The 17,304-nt window shown below is 73.5% G+C and carries 11 protein-coding genes; 3 read left to right on the top strand and 8 right to left on the bottom strand.

Annotation, left to right across the window (positions count from 1 at the left end):
• Window positions 1-77 precede the first annotated feature (77 nt).
• Entirely contained in the window at window positions 78-854 is a 777-nt protein-coding gene (locus ACGFNF_RS04775) for a hypothetical protein (protein WP_393165766.1), read from the top strand.
• Window positions 855-939: 85 nt separating this feature from the next.
• Here ACGFNF_RS04775 and ACGFNF_RS04780 read toward each other — a convergent pair whose 3' ends face one another.
• The 6 genes from ACGFNF_RS04780 to ACGFNF_RS04805 form a co-directional block, all read right to left on the bottom strand.
• Window positions 940-2,643 carry a SulP family inorganic anion transporter gene (locus tag ACGFNF_RS04780; RefSeq protein WP_393165768.1) on the bottom strand — a complete coding sequence of 568 codons (1,704 nt, stop codon included), beginning with the start codon at window positions 2,641-2,643 and terminating at the stop codon, window positions 940-942.
• Window positions 2,640-2,978, bottom strand: coding sequence for a metalloregulator ArsR/SmtB family transcription factor (locus tag ACGFNF_RS04785; RefSeq protein ID WP_311411009.1), 339 nt, complete (start codon window positions 2,976-2,978; stop codon window positions 2,640-2,642). Before ACGFNF_RS04785 ends, ACGFNF_RS04780 begins: the two co-directional genes overlap by 4 nt.
• A 327-nt stretch (window positions 2,979-3,305) precedes the next feature.
• Window positions 3,306-5,753: a glycoside hydrolase family 2 protein gene (locus tag ACGFNF_RS04790; protein ID WP_393165771.1), complete on the bottom strand. Its 2,448-nt coding sequence runs from the start codon at window positions 5,751-5,753 to the stop codon at window positions 3,306-3,308.
• Window positions 5,750-6,637: a carbohydrate ABC transporter permease gene (locus tag ACGFNF_RS04795; RefSeq protein WP_393165772.1), complete on the bottom strand. Its 888-nt coding sequence runs from the start codon at window positions 6,635-6,637 to the stop codon at window positions 5,750-5,752. The genes ACGFNF_RS04790 and ACGFNF_RS04795 overlap by 4 nt, the downstream gene beginning before the upstream one ends.
• Window positions 6,634-7,650 carry a carbohydrate ABC transporter permease gene (locus ACGFNF_RS04800; RefSeq protein WP_393165774.1) on the bottom strand — a complete coding sequence of 339 codons (1,017 nt, stop codon included), beginning with the start codon at window positions 7,648-7,650 and terminating at the stop codon, window positions 6,634-6,636. The genes ACGFNF_RS04795 and ACGFNF_RS04800 overlap by 4 nt, the downstream gene beginning before the upstream one ends.
• A gap of 72 nt (window positions 7,651-7,722) precedes the next feature.
• Window positions 7,723-9,012 carry an extracellular solute-binding protein gene (locus ACGFNF_RS04805; RefSeq protein WP_393165776.1) on the bottom strand — a complete coding sequence of 430 codons (1,290 nt, stop codon included), beginning with the start codon at window positions 9,010-9,012 and terminating at the stop codon, window positions 7,723-7,725.
• 385 nt (window positions 9,013-9,397) lie between these two features.
• Here ACGFNF_RS04805 and ACGFNF_RS04810 point away from each other — a divergent pair, with 385 nt between their 5' ends.
• Window positions 9,398-10,417, top strand: coding sequence for a LacI family DNA-binding transcriptional regulator (locus tag ACGFNF_RS04810; protein ID WP_132232532.1), 1,020 nt, complete (start codon window positions 9,398-9,400; stop codon window positions 10,415-10,417).
• Window positions 10,418-10,795: 378 nt separating this feature from the next.
• The gene (locus ACGFNF_RS04815; RefSeq protein WP_357578917.1) at window positions 10,796-13,807 is read left to right on the top strand and encodes a carbohydrate binding domain-containing protein; all 3,012 of its coding nucleotides are present in this window, start codon (window positions 10,796-10,798) and stop codon (window positions 13,805-13,807) included.
• Window positions 13,808-14,053: 246 nt separating this feature from the next.
• On the opposite strand, the gene ACGFNF_RS04820 is transcribed toward ACGFNF_RS04815, so the two are convergent.
• Window positions 14,054-14,878 carry a MerR family transcriptional regulator gene (locus ACGFNF_RS04820; RefSeq protein ID WP_357581006.1) on the bottom strand — a complete coding sequence of 275 codons (825 nt, stop codon included), beginning with the start codon at window positions 14,876-14,878 and terminating at the stop codon, window positions 14,054-14,056.
• A gap of 70 nt (window positions 14,879-14,948) precedes the next feature.
• A complete protein-coding gene (locus ACGFNF_RS04825; RefSeq protein ID WP_393165779.1) occupies window positions 14,949-17,219 on the bottom strand; it encodes an EAL domain-containing protein in 2,271 nt (756 codons plus the stop codon).
• Window positions 17,220-17,304: the final 85 nt, after the last annotated feature.

The raw sequence follows: 17,304 nt of genomic DNA on the forward strand, positions 1-17,304 counted from the left end.
CTTTGCCCCGGCACCGGTGAGCGACCCGGAGCGGCGCGGTGAACCAGCCGAGTCCACCACCTTCGGACAGACGGGTCGTGCTGGTGTCGACGGCTGCCGGCGTGGTGGGCGCGGTGGCGGGCGTCATGCAGTGGCTGACCAGCGCCGGCGCCTGGGCCGTGGTGGCGGTCGGGCTCGCCGGCCTCGCCGCGGCCTGCTGGGCGCTGGGGTGGCTCTGGATGCAGCGCCGCCCCGTACTCGCCACCGTGGTGGTGCTGATCCTGGTGGTCCTGTCGGCGGTGACCGGCGCGGCCACCGACCGCATCGTGGGCCGGAGCACGGGTAAACCCACGACGGTCGCGGCGACCCCCACCCCCGACGACCGACCGACCAGCGCTGTCCCGACGTCCCCCACCTCAGCGCCGACCTCCCCGGCGACACCGACCGGCCGTCCCACCGACCCGACCGAGGCCCCCGATCCGAGCACCACCGCGAGCCCGACCTCCGACGGCGTGAAGCCTCCGAGTCGCACCGAAAAGGGGGTCACCCTCTCGATGAGCTACTCCCTCGACCTCGACTCCACGGTCACGAACTGGAAAGTCCAGTACGGTTATTCGCTCGGCCAGGGCCTGGACGTGTATCTGAACCGCGGGTCCCCACCGGTGCGGACCCCTGGCGACGTCGTCGTGGTCGACGGGACGCCGTCCGAAAGCGCCTGCGAGACGTCCGTCACCCGGCAGAACGACATCCTCAGCGAACAACTCCGGACAGACCAGTCCTTCTGTGTGCGGACAACAGAGAAACGTTGGGCGTGGTTGACCGTCAAGCGCTACGAACCAGGGAAGACGCTCACCTTCGACGTGATCGTCTGGTAGCGGCGGGCACGGGCCGCCGGTCACCACCCCGAACTCGTCGCCTCCGCTCGCACTTTCCTCCTCAGCCGGAGCGTGCCGACGCTGCTCACCCAGCCCTGGCCGCCTCCTGAGCGTCGTCGCCGGCCAGGCCTTCCCTGCCGGGCAGCACGACGGTGCGGGCGTACCGGATCGCGGCCGGGGTGTCGGGGAAGACCAGGCCGTCGCGGCGCAGCTGGTCGGCCACGCCGAGAGTGGCCAACACCTGGTCGTGGCCGGGGACGATGCCGGAGAGCAGGACGGTGATGCCGCGTTCCTGGAGCCGGAGGATGGCGTCGCCGAGCACCTGCGCGCCGGTCGCGTCGAGGGTGCTCACGCGCGACATCCGCAGGATGACCACGCGGACGTCGGCCACGTCGGAGAGTTGGAGCAGGAAGTTGTGCGCGGCGGCGAAGAAGAGCGGGCCGTCCAGCCGGTAGGCCACGATGTGGTCGGCGAGCAGGGCCTGTTCCTCGGCGCTGTGCTCGCCGGGGTCGAGGGGAACCTGTTCCACGCGGGCCGTACGGGCCACCGCGCGCAGCGCGATCACGATCGCCACACCCACCCCGACCGCCACGGCGGTGACCAGGTCCAGCGCCACCGTGACCGCGAAGGTGAGCACCAGCACGAGGGCGTCGCCCCGGGTGGCACGGGCCAGCGCCCACAGGACCCCGGCCTCGACCATCCGGACCGTGGTGGCCAGTAGGACACCGGCCAGCGCGGCGAGCGGGATCCGGCCCACCAGGGGCGCGGCGGCCAGCACGATCCCGGCGAGGGCGACGGCGTGGGTGAGCGAGGCCAACTTCGAACTCGCGCCGGCGCGCACGTTCACCGCCGTACGGGCGATGGCGGCGGTGGCCGGGATCCCGCCGAACACGGGGGCGGCGAGATTGGCCAGCCCCTGGCCGAAGAGTTCGCGATCGGGGTCGTGGCGCTGGCCCACGGTCATCTGGTCGGCCACGGTGGCGGAGAGCAAACTCTCCAACGCGGCCAGCGCCGCGACCGCGAGGGCGGAGGGCAGCAGGACCCCGACGGCGTCGAGGTCGAGAAAGCCCAGCGAGGGCGCGGGCAGGCCGGAGGGCAGGGTGCCGATGCGGACCAGGTCGACCGGAGCGGTCTCGGCCAGTACGGTCGCGGCGGCCACCCCGAGCAGGGAGAACGGCAAGCCGGGACGCCATCGGGCACCGAGCAGCATCATCGCCGCCACGCCGAGGGCCACCGCGACAGGGACCGGCCGTGGATCCGCGACGAACCGGACGACCGCGTCGGCGGCGACGGCCCAGACGCGGTCGCCGTGCGCATCGGTGACCCCGAGCGCGGCTGGCACCTGTTGCAGGGCGATGACCACCGCGATACCGGCGGTGAACCCCTCGATCACGGGGACGGGCAGGTAGTGGACGTACCGGCCGAGGCGGGCGAGGGCCAGTGCGATCAGCACCAGCCCGGCCAGTACCCCGACCATCAGCACCCCGGTGGGGCCGAACTGCTGGACCACCGGCACCAGCACCACGGTCATCGCCCCGGTCGGCCCGGAGACCTGGAGGTGGGAGCCGCCGAAGACGGCGGCGACGGCGCCGGCCACCACCGCCGTGACCAGCCCGGCCTGGGCCCCGAGCCCGGAGGTGACGCCGAAGGCCAGGGCCAGCGGCAGCGCCACCACGGCCACGGTCAGCCCGGCGAGCAGGTCGCGCCGGGGCGCGCGGCGCACCGCCAGCCAGTCGGCGCGTGGTGGCAGCAGCCCGACGAACCGGTCACGCACCGACAGTGTGCTCACCGGTCCCGCCCGTCGGCCCGAAGCTGGTCCAACAGCGCGTCGCGGTCGGTGAGGACGGCGCCGAGGATGCGGCGACCGGCGGCCAGCAGGTCCGCCACGTCCGGGGTGCTGAGGGCGTAGACGACGAGGGCGCCGTCGCGGCTGGAGGTGACCATGCCGGCCCGGCGCAGCACCGCGAGCTGCTGGGACAGGTTGGACGCCTCCACGTCGATCGCCGCCAGCAGGTCGCGGACCGGCTTCGGCCCGTCCTGGAGCAGCTCCAGCACCCGGATCCGCACCGGGTGGCCGAGGGTGCGGAACAGCTCCGCCTTCGCCTGGTAGAGCGGTACCGACACGTCAGCCTCCGTCACGCGACGCCACATCCGATTGCCGACTTTAGCACTTGCACAAATCTTCAACTCGCAACGTCGACCGTGCCCGCCCCATCCGGGGCGACGAGGGTCGGCAAGGGCGGCTACCGCTGCGGGCACCGCCGCCAGCGCCGCCAGCGCCGCCGCTGTCACCAGGGAGGCGACCACGTGGACCAGCGGATAGTCGATCAGCGCTCCCCAGACACCGGGCCGCCTGCCCCCGGGGGTGCGCACGACGGAGATCTTGGTACGGAACGGCCCCTCCGGTGGCCGGATCTTGCCAAGATCTCCGTCGTGCGCACCGGCGCCGGGTCAGCCGGCGAGGTCGTTGACGCAGCGTAGGACGGGGCGGGTGGTCAGGGCCGCCGGGTCCAGCGGGGCGTCCGCGCGCACCGTGAACGTGGCCGACTCACCCGGCAGGAGGGTGACAAGCGCCCCGTCGGCCTCGGCCGCCGGGTCGAGGCGGTCCGGGAAGAGCGTCAGGTCCCGCAGGACCGTGCGGGCGGTGACCCGGACCCGCTGGCCGCCGTCGACCGGCTCGACCGCCGCGTCGTACCGGGCCGCCGGCCAGTCGGCGTCGCGGTCCTCGGCGAAGAACCACAGCGCCCGCTCCGCCGTCCCGCCCGCCTCGGCCACCAGCAGCTCACGCCGGGCCTCCTCCGGCCGCGCCAGCTCCGCCGGCAGCGCCAGCTCCAGCCTGGCGTACGCGGGGACGTCCAGCTCCAGCGTGGACTTCGCCCGTGGCTCGCCGGCCAGGGTCAGCCGGGTCACCGATGCCGTCGCCCGCCACGGGGTCGCCCCGTCGTTGACCCCGACCAGGGCCAGGCCGCCCTCGCGGGGCTGGACGGTCAGCAGCCGGTCGGCGTACGCCCGGCGCAGCGCGTACCACAGGGGCTTGCGGCGGCCGTCGCCGTCGACGGCCGACCAGGAGGTCACCGGCCAGCAGTCGTTGAGCTGCCAGACGATCGTGCCCGCGCAGACGTCCCGGTGGGAGCGGAAGTGCTCGACGGCGAGCTGGATCGCGCGCGCCTGGTTGAGCTGGGTCAGCCAGTGCCAGTCGTCGAAGTCCGCCGGGGCCGGCAGGTGCGCGTCGAGCCCGCGCCGGAGCTTGGCGTCGCCGTCGATGGCCTTCTGGTGGTGCGCCATCCCGGGCGAGTCGGGTGCGAGGGGCTCGTCCGAGAGTGCCCGGCGCAGCGTCGCGTACGCGGGTGGGGCCTGGTAGCCGAACTCGGCGACGAAGCGCGGCACGTACTCGCGGTACTTCGTGTAGTCGTCGGTGTTCCAGACGTCCCAGATGTGCGTGGTGCCGTGCGCCGGGTCGTTGGGGTGGATCTCCTCGCGGCCGGACCACGGGCTGCCGGGCCAGTACGGCCGCGTCGGGTCCAGCTCGGCCACGATCCGGGGCAGCAGTTCCAGGTAGTAGCCGCGTCCCCAGGTGCGCCCCGCGAGGGGCTCCTGCCAGTCCCAGTCGTGCCAGCCCCAGATGTTCTCGTTGTTGCCGGTCCAGAGCACCAGCGACGGGTGCGGGGCGAGCCGGAGCACCTGCTCGGTGGCCTCGGCGGCCACCTCGGCGCGCAGCGGCTCCTCCTCCGGGTAGGCGGCGCAGGCGAAGAGAAAGTCCTGCTGCACGAGCAGGCCCAGCTCGTCGGCGAGGTCGTAGAAGTCGTCCGACTCGTACCGGCCGCCGCCCCAGACGCGCAGCAGGTTGACGTTCGCGTCGGCGGCCTGCCGGAACCGGTGCGCCAGCCGGTCCCGGGTGATCCGGGTGGGGAAGGCGTCGTCGGGGATCCAGTTGACCCCCCGGACGAAGACCGGGGTGTCGTTTACGTGCAGGGCGAACGGGGTGCCGTGCGCGTCGGGGGTGGTGTCGAGGCGTACGGAGCGGAAGCCGATCCGCCGCGACCAGGTGTCGAGCGGGTGGTCGTCGGCGTCGTGCAGGGTCACGTCCAGCGGGTGCAGCGGCTGGTCGCCGTACCCCCTGGGCCACCAGAGCGCCGGGTCGCGGACGGTGAGGGTCAGCACGGCCGTGCGCTCCCCCGCCGGGATCGTCGCCTCGGCCGCCGCGCCGGCGACGGTCGCCCGCACGGTGAGCGGCGCGTCCCCGGCCCGCTCGACCTCGACGTGCAGCTCCACCCGGCCGTGGCCGGCCTCGACGGTCACCAGGGGACGTACGACGGCCAGCCGCGCCGTGGACCAGGCGTGCAGCCCGATCTCCTGCCAGATGCCGGCGGTGACCAGGGTCGGCCCCCAGTCCCAGCCGAAGTTGCAGGCCATCTTGCGGATGAACGGGAAGGGCTCCGGGTAGGCGTTCGGCCGGTCCCCGAGCCGGTCCCGCTGCGCCTCGGCGTAGCCGTAGGCGGAGTCGAAGCGTACGACCAGGGTGTTGGACCCGGCGACCAACCGCGACCGGACGTCGAAGCGGTGGCCGCGGTGCATGTTCTCGGCGCGGCCGACCTCGGTGCCGTTGAGGGTGAGCGTGGCGACGGTGTCGAGGCCGGCGCAGACGAGGTCGACCCGCTCGTCGCCGCCCGGCCGATGGGTGAAGGTGGTCTCGTAGACCCAGTCGGTGCGGCCGATCCAGGCGAGCTGCTTCTCGTTGTCGTCCAGGTACGGGTCGGGGATCAGGCCGGCGGCCAGCAGGTCGGTGTGCACGCAGCCGGGAACGGTGGCCGGCACCGCGCGGCCCGCGATCCCTGCCGGCACCTGCGGCCCCTCCACCGCCCGCAGGGTCCAGCCCTCGTGCAACGCTTGCCGGGTCACGACTTCACCGCACCTTCCATGATTCCGCGGACGATCTGACGGCCACCGATGAAGAGCATCACCAGCAGCGGGAGGGTGGCGACCAGGGCGCCGGCCAGCACCCGCCGGTACAGCACGTAGTTGCCGCTCGCGAGGTCGGAGAGCGCGACCATCGAGGTCGGGTAGTCGGTGCCGCCGAGGGTGATCAGCGGCCACTGGAACTCGTTCCAGGTGGCGACGAAGGTCAGCAGGCCGAGCACCGCCATGGCGGGCCGGACCGCCGGCACCACCACGCTCCAGAAGATCCGCATGGTGCTCGCGCCGTCCATCCGCGCGGCCTCGACCAGCTCGTCGGGGACCGCGTCGAGGATGAACTGCCGCATGTAGAAGACGCCGAACGCAGTGACCAGGCCGGGCACGATCACCGCGAGGAGGGTGCCGTTCCAACCGCCCTCGCCGGGCATCCGGCCCATCAGGATGTAGAGGGCGACGACGCCGAGCTGGTTCGGCACCGTCATGGTCAGGACGACCATGACCATCAGCGCGTTGCGCCCCTTGAACCGCAGCTTGGCGAAGGCGAAGCCGGCCAGCGCGCAGAAGAAGAGCACCGACGCCGTCACCACCGACGACACGATCACGCTGTTGCCGAGCGACTGGAGGAAGAACACGTCCTGCATGGAGAAGACCTCCCGCAGGTTCGTGACGAGCTGACCGCCGGGCAGCACCTGCGGCGGGATCTGCGCCAGCGCCTCGTCGGTGTTCGTGGCGATGACGAACATCCAGTAGAGCGGAAACGCCGAGAACGCGATCACGACGCTCAGGAACAGGTAGGTCCAGACGCTGCCGGGCATGTGCTGCGGCGCCCGACCCGTCAGCGCCCCCCGCCGGGAAGTCGAGGCGCTCATTTCTTCCCACCTCCCAGGCGGTTGGTGATGATGGCGTTGATCGCCGCGACGATCAGGATGACCAGGAAGAGGGCCCAGGACATGGCGGCGGCGTAGCCGAGGTTGAGGTCCCGCCACCCGACCTTGTAGATGAGCTGCGCGACGGTCTGCCACTGCCCGTCGTCGCCGCCGAGGCCCAGGGCCGGATTGGCGTCGAAGAGCATCGGCTCGGTGAACAGTTGCAGGCCGCCGATGGTGGAGAGCACGACGGTGAAGATGACCACGGGCCGGATCATCGGCACGGTGATCCGCCACAGCTGGCGCCACGGCCCGGCCCCGTCGACGGCGGCGGCCTCGTAGACGTCGCGCGGGATGGACTGCATGGCGGCCAGGTAGAGCAGCGCGTTGTAGCCGATCCACTTCCAGTTGACCATGGTGGCGATGGCGATCCACGAGGACCACTTCGCGGACCGCCAGTCGATCGGCTCGGTCTCGCCGATGCCGAGCAGCGACAGCGCCCAGTTGGCGATGCCGGTGTCCCGGGCGAAGACCACGGAGAAGATCAGCGTGGAGGCCGTCACCGGGGTGATGTACGGCAGCAGCACCCCGACCCGGAACCAGGTCTGGGCCCGCAGCTTCCGGTTGAGCAGCGACGCGACGATCAGCGCCAGCAGCAGCTGCGGCACCGTGGAGAGCAGGAAGATGCCGAAGGTGTTGGCGAGCGCGTTGAAGAAGTCGTCGTCGGTGAAGAGGCGGCGGAAGTTCTCCAGCCCGGCCCAGCCGGTGAGCATCGGGTCGTCGAGCCGCCAGTGGCGCAGGGCGACGACGCCGTTGAAGACGATCGGGAAGAGCCCGAAGACGGCGAAGAGCAGGAAGAACGGGGCGATCAGCAGGTACGGCACGTAGCGCACGTCGAAGCGGTACAACCGGGTACGCCAGCCGCCCGGCTCTGGTCGGCGGCCCCGGCGTTCGGCCGTCGCGCCGGGCTTCTGGCCGGGCCGGGGCGCCGTGGGGGCGGCGCGGGTGGTGGACATCGGGGCACCTCCAGGCACCGAAGGGAGGGCCGGTCGGGGCGCGGCACGAACCCCGCCCCGACCGGCGGGCGGTCAGGACCTGGCGGCCTTCTCGGCTTCCTTGACCGCCTCGGTCCACGCCTGGTCGGGCTTGCCCTTCAGGTTTCCGGTGGCCAGCCGGTTCAGCACGTTCTCCACCGCCACCCGGGTCGGGCCGTTGCGCTTGCCGAGGTACTGCGGGGTCAGGCTCTCCGCCGTCTTGGAGAAGATCTGGCCGACCGGGGCGTTGTTGAAGAAGGGGTTGGTGAAGTCCCTGATCGCCGGGTCCTGGTAGAGCGCCGGCTGGGACGGCAGGTTGCCGACCTTCTTGAAGATCTCGATCTGCTGCTCGGGCTGGATCAGCCACTCGACGAACTTGTACGCCTCGTCGACGTTCCTGCCCTGCTTGGGGATGGTCAGGAACGAGCCACCCCAGTTGCCGCCCCCGCCGGGGATCGCGGCCACGTCCCACTTGCCGCTGGTGCCGGGGGCGGTGTTCTTGATGTGCCCCTGCATCCAGGCCGGGCAGGCGAGCACGGCGAAGTTGCCCTTGACGAAGCCGCTGTTCCACTCGGGGGAGAACGCGGTGAGGTTGGCCGAGAGGTCCGCGGCGATGGTCCGGGCCGCCACGTCGAAGGCGACCTTCGGGCCGCCGTCCATCTTGAGCGCCTCGCTCTCGTCGTAGAAGCCGACCGGCTGCTGCCCGAGGACGGGGTTGAAGATGTTGGTGCCGGCGTCGATGAACTTCTTGCCACTGCGGGCCGTGTACTGCTGGCCGACCTCGATGAACCTGTCCCAGGTGGGCCAGAGCGCGGAGACCTGGTCGCGCCCGGTGGGCAGGCCGGCGGCCTTGAACAGGTCGGTGCGGTAGCACATGGCCAGGCCGCCCACGTCGGTGCCGAGGCCGATCTGGGTCTTCCCGTCGGGCGTCAGGGTCTGCTTCCACTTCCACGGCAGGTACTTCTGCTCGTACGTGCCGGCGCCCTTGTCGAGCAGGTTGACGAACTTGTCGGCCTGGCCGCGGAACTGGACGACGAAGCCCTCGTCGACGGCGGCGATGTCCGGCGCGCCGGAGCCGGCGACGAGCTTCTTCTGGAGGTCCTCGTGCTGGGCGTTGTACTCGCCGGTGTTCAGGCTGATCTTGACGTTCGGGTTCGCGTCCTCGTACTTCGTCTTGAGCTCGTCGAGCCCGAAGTCGCCCCAGAAGTTGATTTTCAGGGTGACCTGGCCGCCCGCCTGGGAGTCGCCGCCACCTCCGCTGTTGCCACTGCACGCCGCGACCATGACCAGGCTGACCGCGCCGACGGCGGCCGCCGTGGCCCAGTGCGTCAAGGACCGTCTCATGTCATCCTCCGCGCCAGATGGGAACGCTCCCGACATCGAGAGTCGTTGACTGAACCGGATAAGTTCCGCCACCGTACGGTCCGGTTTCGGCGCTGTCAACGGGCAGTCACGATCGGTGCATCGCGGTAATCTGCACCTGCCGTGGGAGCGCGATCATGAGAGGTGGAGGCATTCCTGCGAGACACCGGGGCGCGGTCCTGCGGCACGGTCCGGGACCGAGCCGAGCCACACCAGATCACTTAACCGGGAAAGCCGGCGACCGGCCCGATGCCGCGCACCGGTCGTGCCGACCCTTTCCGGGGCCGGTGCAGTAGCGTGGACCGCCGCCGGTCGCCCCGGCCTCGTGGTGACACCCGCCCGGGCGGGAGAGTGGAGGAGTACGCCGGTGAAGCGGCCCACGATCGCCGACGTCGCCCGGCGCGCCGGGGTGTCCAAGGGGGCGGTCTCCTACGCGCTGAACGGCCAGCCCGGGGTCTCCGAGGCCACCCGGCAGCGGATCCTCGCCATCGCCGCCGAGATCGGCTTCAACCCGAGCCGCGCCGCCCGCTCCCTCTCCGGGGCCACCGCCGACGCGGTCGGCCTCGCCCTCTGCCGCCCCGCCCGCACGCTCGGCATCGAGCCGTTCTTCATGGAGCTGATCAGCGGCGTCGAGGCCGAACTCTCCGCCCGGTCGTACGCGCTCACCCTCCAGGTGGTGGCCGACCAGGAGGCGGAGGTCGCGGTCTACCGCCGGTGGTGGGGTGAGCGCCGCGTCGACGGCGTCCTCGTCTGCGACCTGCGCGCCGACGACCGCCGGGTGCCGGTGCTGGAGGAGCTGGGCCTGCCCGCGGTGGTGATCGGCGGCCCGGGCGGCACCGGCGGGCTGGCCAGCGTCTGGTCCGACGACGCGGCGGCGCTGGTGGAGACCGTGGAGTACCTGGTCGCCCTCGGCCACCGCCGGATCGCCCGCGTCGGCGGCCTGCCCGCCCTGCTGCACACCGAGATCCGCACCGAGGCGTTCACCCAGGTGTGCCGCCGGCTCGGCCTGGCCGACGCGGTCACGGTGCCGTCGGACTACACCGGCGAGGAGGGGGCGCGCGCCACCCGGCGGCTGCTCAGCTCGGCCGGCCGCCCCACCGCCGTGATCTACGACAACGACGTGATGGCGATAGCGGGGCTGTCGGTGGCCCAGGAGATGGGCCTCGCCGTGCCGGGCGAGGTGTCCATCGTGGCCTGGGACGACTCGCCGCTCTGCCAGCTGGTGCACCCGCCGCTGACCGCGCTCGGCCGGGACATCCCGGCGTACGGCGCGCACGCCGCCCGGGAGCTGCTGGCGGTGATCGGCGGCGCGCCGGCCCGGCAGGTGCAGGACGGGACCGCCCACCTCACGCCCCGGGGCAGCACGGCCCCGCCGCGCGCGGGCTGAGCCGGACCGCGCCGACCCGGGCGCCCCGCCCGCCGGCCTCCCGGCCGGGGCGACGGCAGGAGCCGTAGGCACCGGCCCACCTTAACCGGTTGATCGATCCCTCCGGGCCGCGCTGCGGCGCCCCGGGCCACCCGCCCGCCCGGCTCGGCACGTCCGGGGCCGGCGGGGCTTCGTCCGATCAGTGTGAACGTCTGGTGTCGAGACGTTGATGGTGGTAACTTTCTCGCCACTTGCAAGACCTTGCAGAAACATTCGTCATCCTGTGACGCAATCCGTCACGTCACTGTCCGGTCCGGGCAATCCCCCACAGTCAACGACTGTCACGCAAGGCACCCCGTCCCCTCGGCCCCCGCCGACAACCACCCCCGAGGAGCTCCGATGCATCCCAGCACCGGACGAAGACGACGGACGATCGCGGCCGCGCTGGCCGCCGGGATCGCCGTCGGGCTGGCCCCGCTCAGCACGGCCTCCGCCGCGAACTCCGTGACCGTCTACTACCGACCCGCCGCCAGCTGGACCGGCCAGGTCAACGTCCACTACGCGCCGGACGGCGGCGCGTGGACGGCCGTGCCCGGGGTGGCGATGGAGGCGGCGTGCGCCGGCTGGCGCAAACGCACCATCGACGCCGGTAGCGCCACCGGCCTCCAGGTGGTGTTCAACCACAACGGCGTCACCTGGGACAACAACCGGGGCGCGAACTACCGCACCGGCACCGGGACGGTGACCGTCGCGGACGGCGTGGTCGGCACGGGCGACCCCTGCGCCGGCACCCCCTCGCCCACGCCCACCCCGTCGGACCCGCCGACCGGCCGGACGGCCGACGTGTGGTACCACGTCGGGACCAGGGGCTGGGCCGCCGCGAACATCCACTACCAGCCCGCGGGCGGGGCCTGGACCACCGTCCCCGGCGTGCCGATGCAGGCGGGCTGCGCCGGATGGGCCCGCCGGGTGGTCGACCTCGGCACCGCCGCCACGCTCCGGGCGGCCTTCAACAACGGCGCCGGCGCCTGGGACAACAACAACGGCGCGGACTACACCCTGGGCTCCGGGGTGAGCACCGTCAAGGCGGGGGTGGTGACCGCCGGCGCAGCCGCACCGTGCCAGCCCGACACGCCGGACACCACCGCGCCGTCCACTCCCACGGGACTGGGCGCGACCGCGAACGGGCTGCGCGTCGCGGTCTCCTGGGCCGCGGCCACCGACGACCGCGGGGTCACCGGCTACCGGCTCACCCGCACCGGTGGGTCGCAGGGCACCGTCACGGTGACCACCGCCGGCACCGGCCACGTCGACGACGCGCTGAGCCCGCAGACCCGCTACGAGTACACCGTCCGGGCGTACGACGCGGCCGGCAACACCTCCCCGGCCAGTGCCCCCGTGGCGGTCACCACCGGCACCACCACGCCCCCGCCCGCGGCCGGCACCCCGCTCGGCGGCGACCCCCGCGAGGACAGCATCTACTTCGTCATGACCGCCCGGTTCGCCGACGGCGACGCCACCAACAACCGGGGCGGCAGCCAGCACGTCAAGTCGGGCAACGCGGCCAACGACGACCCGATGTTCCGCGGCGACTTCAAGGGCCTGATCGACAAGCTCGACTACGTCAAGGGGCTCGGCTTCTCCGCCCTCTGGATCACCCCTGTCGTGCTGAACCGGTCCGACTACGACTTCCACGGCTACCACGGCTGGGACTTCCAGCGGGTCGACCCGCGGCTGGAGAGCCCCGGCGCGAGCTACCAGGACCTGATCAACGCCGCGCACGCCAAGGGCATCAAGGTCTTCCAGGACGTGGTCTACAACCACAGCTCCCGCTGGGGCGCCAAGGGCCTGTTCACCCCCACGGTGTACGGCACCCGCGACGAGCAGTGGAAGTGGATGTACAGCAAGCAGGAGCCGGGCCGCGCGTACGACCCCATGGTCGAGCACCCCGGCACCGACCCGGAGCTGACCCCGGCGCAGAACGCCCTCGCCAAGGGGCGGCCCTACAACGGCGACGTCTGGTCGACCACGGCGCCGACCGGCAACCAGTGCCCGCGCTGGGGCGCCCCGGCCGGCACCAGCCCCGAGGGCTTCCGCCTCTACGAGTGCCAGTGGCCGACCCCGACCAGCAAGCTCTTCCCGGCCGACCTGTACCACCAGTGCTGGATCGGCAACTGGGAGGGCGAGGACTCACGCAGCTGCTGGCTGCACGAGGACCTGGCCGACTTCAACACCGAGAACGCCACCGTGCAGAAGTACCTGATCGACACGTACAACAAGTTCATCGACATGGGGGTCGACGGCTTCCGCATCGACACGGCCGTGCACATCCCCCGGGTCACCTGGAACCGGCGCTTCCTGCCGGCGATCCAGCAGCACGCGCTGGCCAGGCACGGCGAGAAGGGCCGGGACTTCTACGTCTTCGGCGAGGTCGCCGCGTTCGTCAACGACAAGTGGAACCGGGGCTCGGTGAACCACTCGGCGCAGTTCTTCACCTGGAAGGAGCGCAAGGAGTACAGCCCCGACGACGTGCGCGCCGCCATCGAGCAGTACGACCACGAGCAGCTGCTCGGCCCGAACGGGCAGCCGACCAGCGACAACGCGTTCCTGCGCGGGAACACCTACCACGCGCCGGACCACTCGAAGTTCTCCGGCATGAACGTCATCGACATGCGCATGCACATGAACTTCGGCGACGCGAACAACGCCTTCGGCAACGGCAAGGACTCCGACGACAGCTACAACGACGCGACCTACAACGTCGTGTACGTCGACAGCCACGACTACGGCCCGAACAAGTCGAACACCCGCTACACCGGGGGCACCGGCGCCTGGGCGGAGAACATGAGCCTCATGTGGACGTTCCGGGGCATCCCGACGCTCTACTACGGCTCCGAGATCGAGTTCCAGAAGGGCGCGAAGATCGACTGCGGGCCGACCTGCCCGCTGGCCACCACCGGCCGGGCCTACTACGGCGGCCACCTCCAGGGCACGGTCACCGCGGCCGACTTCGGCCGGGTCAGTGCCGCCACCGGGCCGGTCGCCAGCACCCTGGACAAGCCGCTGGTCAAGCACGTGCAGCGGCTCAACCAGATCCGCCGGGCGGTGCCGGCCCTGCAGAAGGGGCAGTACTCGACCGAGGGGATCAGCGGCGCCATGGCGTACAAGCGGCGCTTCACCGCCGGCGGCGTGGACAGCTTCGCGCTGGTCACGGTCTCCGGGAGCGCGACGTTCACCGGCGTGCCCAACGGCCGGTACGTCGACGCGGTCACCGGCGACGTCCGGACGGTCACCAACGGGACCCTGACGGCGACGGTCAGCGGGCAGGGCAACCTGCGGGTGTACGTGCTGGACCTGCCGGGCAACCCGGCGCCGGGCAAGGTCGGCGACACCGGCCCCTACCTGCGGTGACGCCGGCGTGGGGGGGGGGCCGGCCCCCCCCCCCCCCCCCCCCCCCCCGGGCGCGGCCCCCCCCCCCGCCGGGGGCCCCCGCCCCCCCCCCCCCCCCCCCCCCCCCGGGGGGGGGGGCGCGCGCCCGGGCGGGGCGGGGGGGCCCGCCCCCCCCGCGGGGGGGGGCGCGGGGGGGGGGGGGGGCCCCCGCCCCGCCCCCCCCCCCCACCGCCGGCGGCCCGACCCGCACCCGGGTCGGGCCGCCGCTCACGCCGCGACCACCGGCAACTGGAGTTCGGTGACGCCCTTCTCGGGCTCGTCCGGGCAGTAGTCCAGGTACAACTCGCGGGTGTACCCGTCGGCCCGCCAGCCGTTCGCCTCGATCCAGGTGGCGAGCGCCTGGATGCTGCCCCCCACCTCGTCCATCGGCCCGTGGTGGATGATCGTCGCCGCGGTGGGCACCGCGGGCAGGTCGACGACGCCGAAGTCCCGGGCCGCCGAGGGGTCGACGGCCACCGTCACCCCGGCGTGCACCACGACGGACTCGCCCTCCCCCGTCGCCTCGTACCAGGCCAGCCCCGGGCCGGAGGGCACGACGCCCGCCGCGGCGAGGCGCCGGAACAGCTCCGGGTAGAGCGGCTGGATCACGGTGGAGATGTCCGGCGTCTCGTAGCTGCGGGCCATCCCGGTCAGCTCCGCCACCCGGACCGCGGGCAGTTCCTTGAGTACGATGTCCTGGCTGGTCATCCGACCCTCCGTCTCGATCATGCGGAGCCTCGCCTCGACCCCGGCCAGGCGGGCGGTGTCGGCCGCCAGTTGAGCCTCCAGCTGGGACCGGCGCAGCCGCAGCATGCCGCGCAGTTCGGCGACCTCGACGGCGTCGTCGATGATCGCCCGCACCTGCCCGAGGGTGAGTCCCAGTTCCTTGAGGGCGATCACCCGGTTGAGCCGGCGGAGCTGCTCGGCCCGGTAGGACCGGTACCCGGTGTGCGGGTCGACGGCGGCCGGGCGGAGCAGCCCGATGCTGTCGTAGTGACGCAGCATGCGGACCGACACGCGGCCGAGCCTGGCGAAGTCTCCGATGGTGAACATGGCCCCTCACACGTTCGGCCCTGACACGGTGTCAGAGTCAACCAGGCGAGGGCGGGGAATGCCGGCCCGCTCAGCGCGAGGCCGACGGGAACTCCTCGAAGTACGCCTCGACCCGCTCGGCGGTGGCCGGGCGGGCCAGCGCGAAGCCCTGCCCGTACCGGCAGCCGGCCCGCCGCGCGCCGTCGACCAGGCTCGCCGACTCCAGCTCCTCGGCCACGATGTCCAGCCCCAGCCGGTCCCCCACGTTCACCACCACGTCGATCAGCGGGCGCTGCGGGTCCGCCGGGTCCACCAGCTGCGGGCCGACCTTGAGCAGGTCGATCGGCAACCGCCGGAGCTGGGCCAGCGAGGCGTGCTCGGCCCGAAAGTCGTCCAGCGCGGTGCGCACGCCCAGCGAGCGCAGCCCGGCCAGCCGGGCCACCACCGTCGGCAACTCGGCGCCCACCCGGGGCTCCGCCACCTCGACCACCAGCCGGTCCGGCGACAACCCGTACGCGTCGAGCACGGCCGCCGTCCGCGGTACGAAGTCGGGGGAGGCCAGCTCCCGGACGGTCACGTTCACCGCCATCCAGAGCTGCCGGCTGCCCGCCGACCAGGCGGCGAGCTGCCGGCAGGCCCGGTCCAGCACCCAGCAGCCCAGCTCGCCCACGACGTCGAGGTCCTCGGCCACCGGCAGGAACTCGGCGGGAAGCACCGTGCCGAGCACCGGGCTGCGCCAGCGCAGCAGCGCCTCCGTGCCGACCGGCTGCCGGTCGGCCAGGTCGAGCACCGGCTGGTAGACGAGGTCCAGCTCGCCCCGGGCGACCGCCCCGGGCAGCTCCCGTTCCAGGTCGAGCCGGCGGACGAGCTGCTCCTCCAGGTAGGCGTCGTACCACTCGACCCGGTCCCGGCCGAGCTGCACGGCCCGCCGCCGGGCCAGGTCCGCCTGGCGCAGCACGTCCTCCGGGCCGCCGTTGCCGATCTCGGCGAGCCCGATGCCGGCCCGCAGCCGCAGCGAGCCGCCCGCCGCGGGGTAGGGCTCGGTGAGCGCGGCGAGCAGCCGGGTGCCCAGCGCGTACGCCAGCACCGGCCCGACCTCGGTGACCACGGCGAAGCCGGTGGCGGTGACGTCCGCGAGCAGGTCCCGGGGGCCGACCACCGCGCGGGCCCGGCGGAGCACCTCGGCCAGCACGTCCTCGCGGCCCTGGTGCCCGTCGGGGGCGGGGCCGGGTCCGTCGAGGTCGACGACGAGCAGCGCGCCGGCGGGGGCCGGCGCGTCCCGGAGGGCGGCGAGGGCCCGCAGCAGCGCCGGCCGGTCCACGGGCACGCCGGACCGGTCCGGGTCCGCCGGGCGCTGCCCGGCCGGCGGGTCGCCGGGAGCGGTCGGCCGCGCCGGGTCGTCCGCCCGGAGCAGGTCGCGCAGCACCAGCGGCGGGGCCAGCGCGAGCGCGAGCAGGACCGCGGTGAGGTCCGGCGGCGCGCCGTCGCGGAGCTGCCAACCGACGGCCGCCACGGCCGCGGCGGTCGGGACCACGGCCCGGGGCCACACCCTGGTCGGCGGGGCCGGCGGGGCCGGCTCGGGGCGGGTCGCCCGCCGCGCCCCCGCCGCCGTCAGCAGCACCCCACCCACCAGCGGGGGTACGGACACCAGCGCCGCCCGCTCCGGTGCCGTGCCCGTCTGCAGGGCGGCCAGCACCACCAGCCCGGACAGGGTGAGCGCCGCCCCGCCCCGGCAGCGGGCCGCGCCGGTCCGCCGGTGCGGCCCGGTCAGCACCGTGAGCGCGGCGAGCGCGAGCCCGCCCAGGGCCACGGCCACGGCGAACCGCACCGGCGGGTCGAGGGGGTCGCGGGGCAGCAGCAGCCAGCCTGCGAGGACCAGCCCCAGGCCGGCGGCGGTCGCGTCGGCGACCCCACGGAGCCGGACCCGGGTGGACGGGCGGGGCTGCCGCGCCGCCGGAGGCAGACCCGCGACGAACAACGCGGCGGAGGCGGCCAGCCCCGACACGACGACGGCGGAGCGTCGGCCCGGCTCGGCGAGCGGGAGCACGGCGGCGGTGAGCCCCGCCGTCACCACCGCGGCGTCGAGCAGCACGGCGACGCGTCGGGGCGGCGCCGCACGCCGGCGGGCGGCGCGGGACCGGGTGGCAACCGGCGCGGGGGTCGGCGGCGGCGCGGCGGTGAGCCGGGAGAGCCGCGCGCCGGCCAGGGCGCAGCTGGCCGCGCCGGCCAGCGCCACGACGGCCAGGGCGGGCACCCGACCGGCCGCGCCGGCGAGCAGGAGCAGCGCGACGGCGGCGAGGACGAGGGTGTCCGGCAGTGCGGGACGGGGGATGGACGCGCGTTGCGGGTACGCGAGGGGCACGGCGGTCGCCTTCGTGAGGGGGCACGGGCGGTGCGACGGTGCGGGGCCGCGGACCCGGGGTTGGTCCACTGCCCATCAGTCGCCA

Source organism: Micromonospora sp. NPDC048868 (assembly GCF_043198195.1).
GTDB classification, from domain to species: Bacteria; Actinomycetota; Actinomycetes; order Mycobacteriales; family Micromonosporaceae; genus Micromonospora; species Micromonospora reichwaldensis.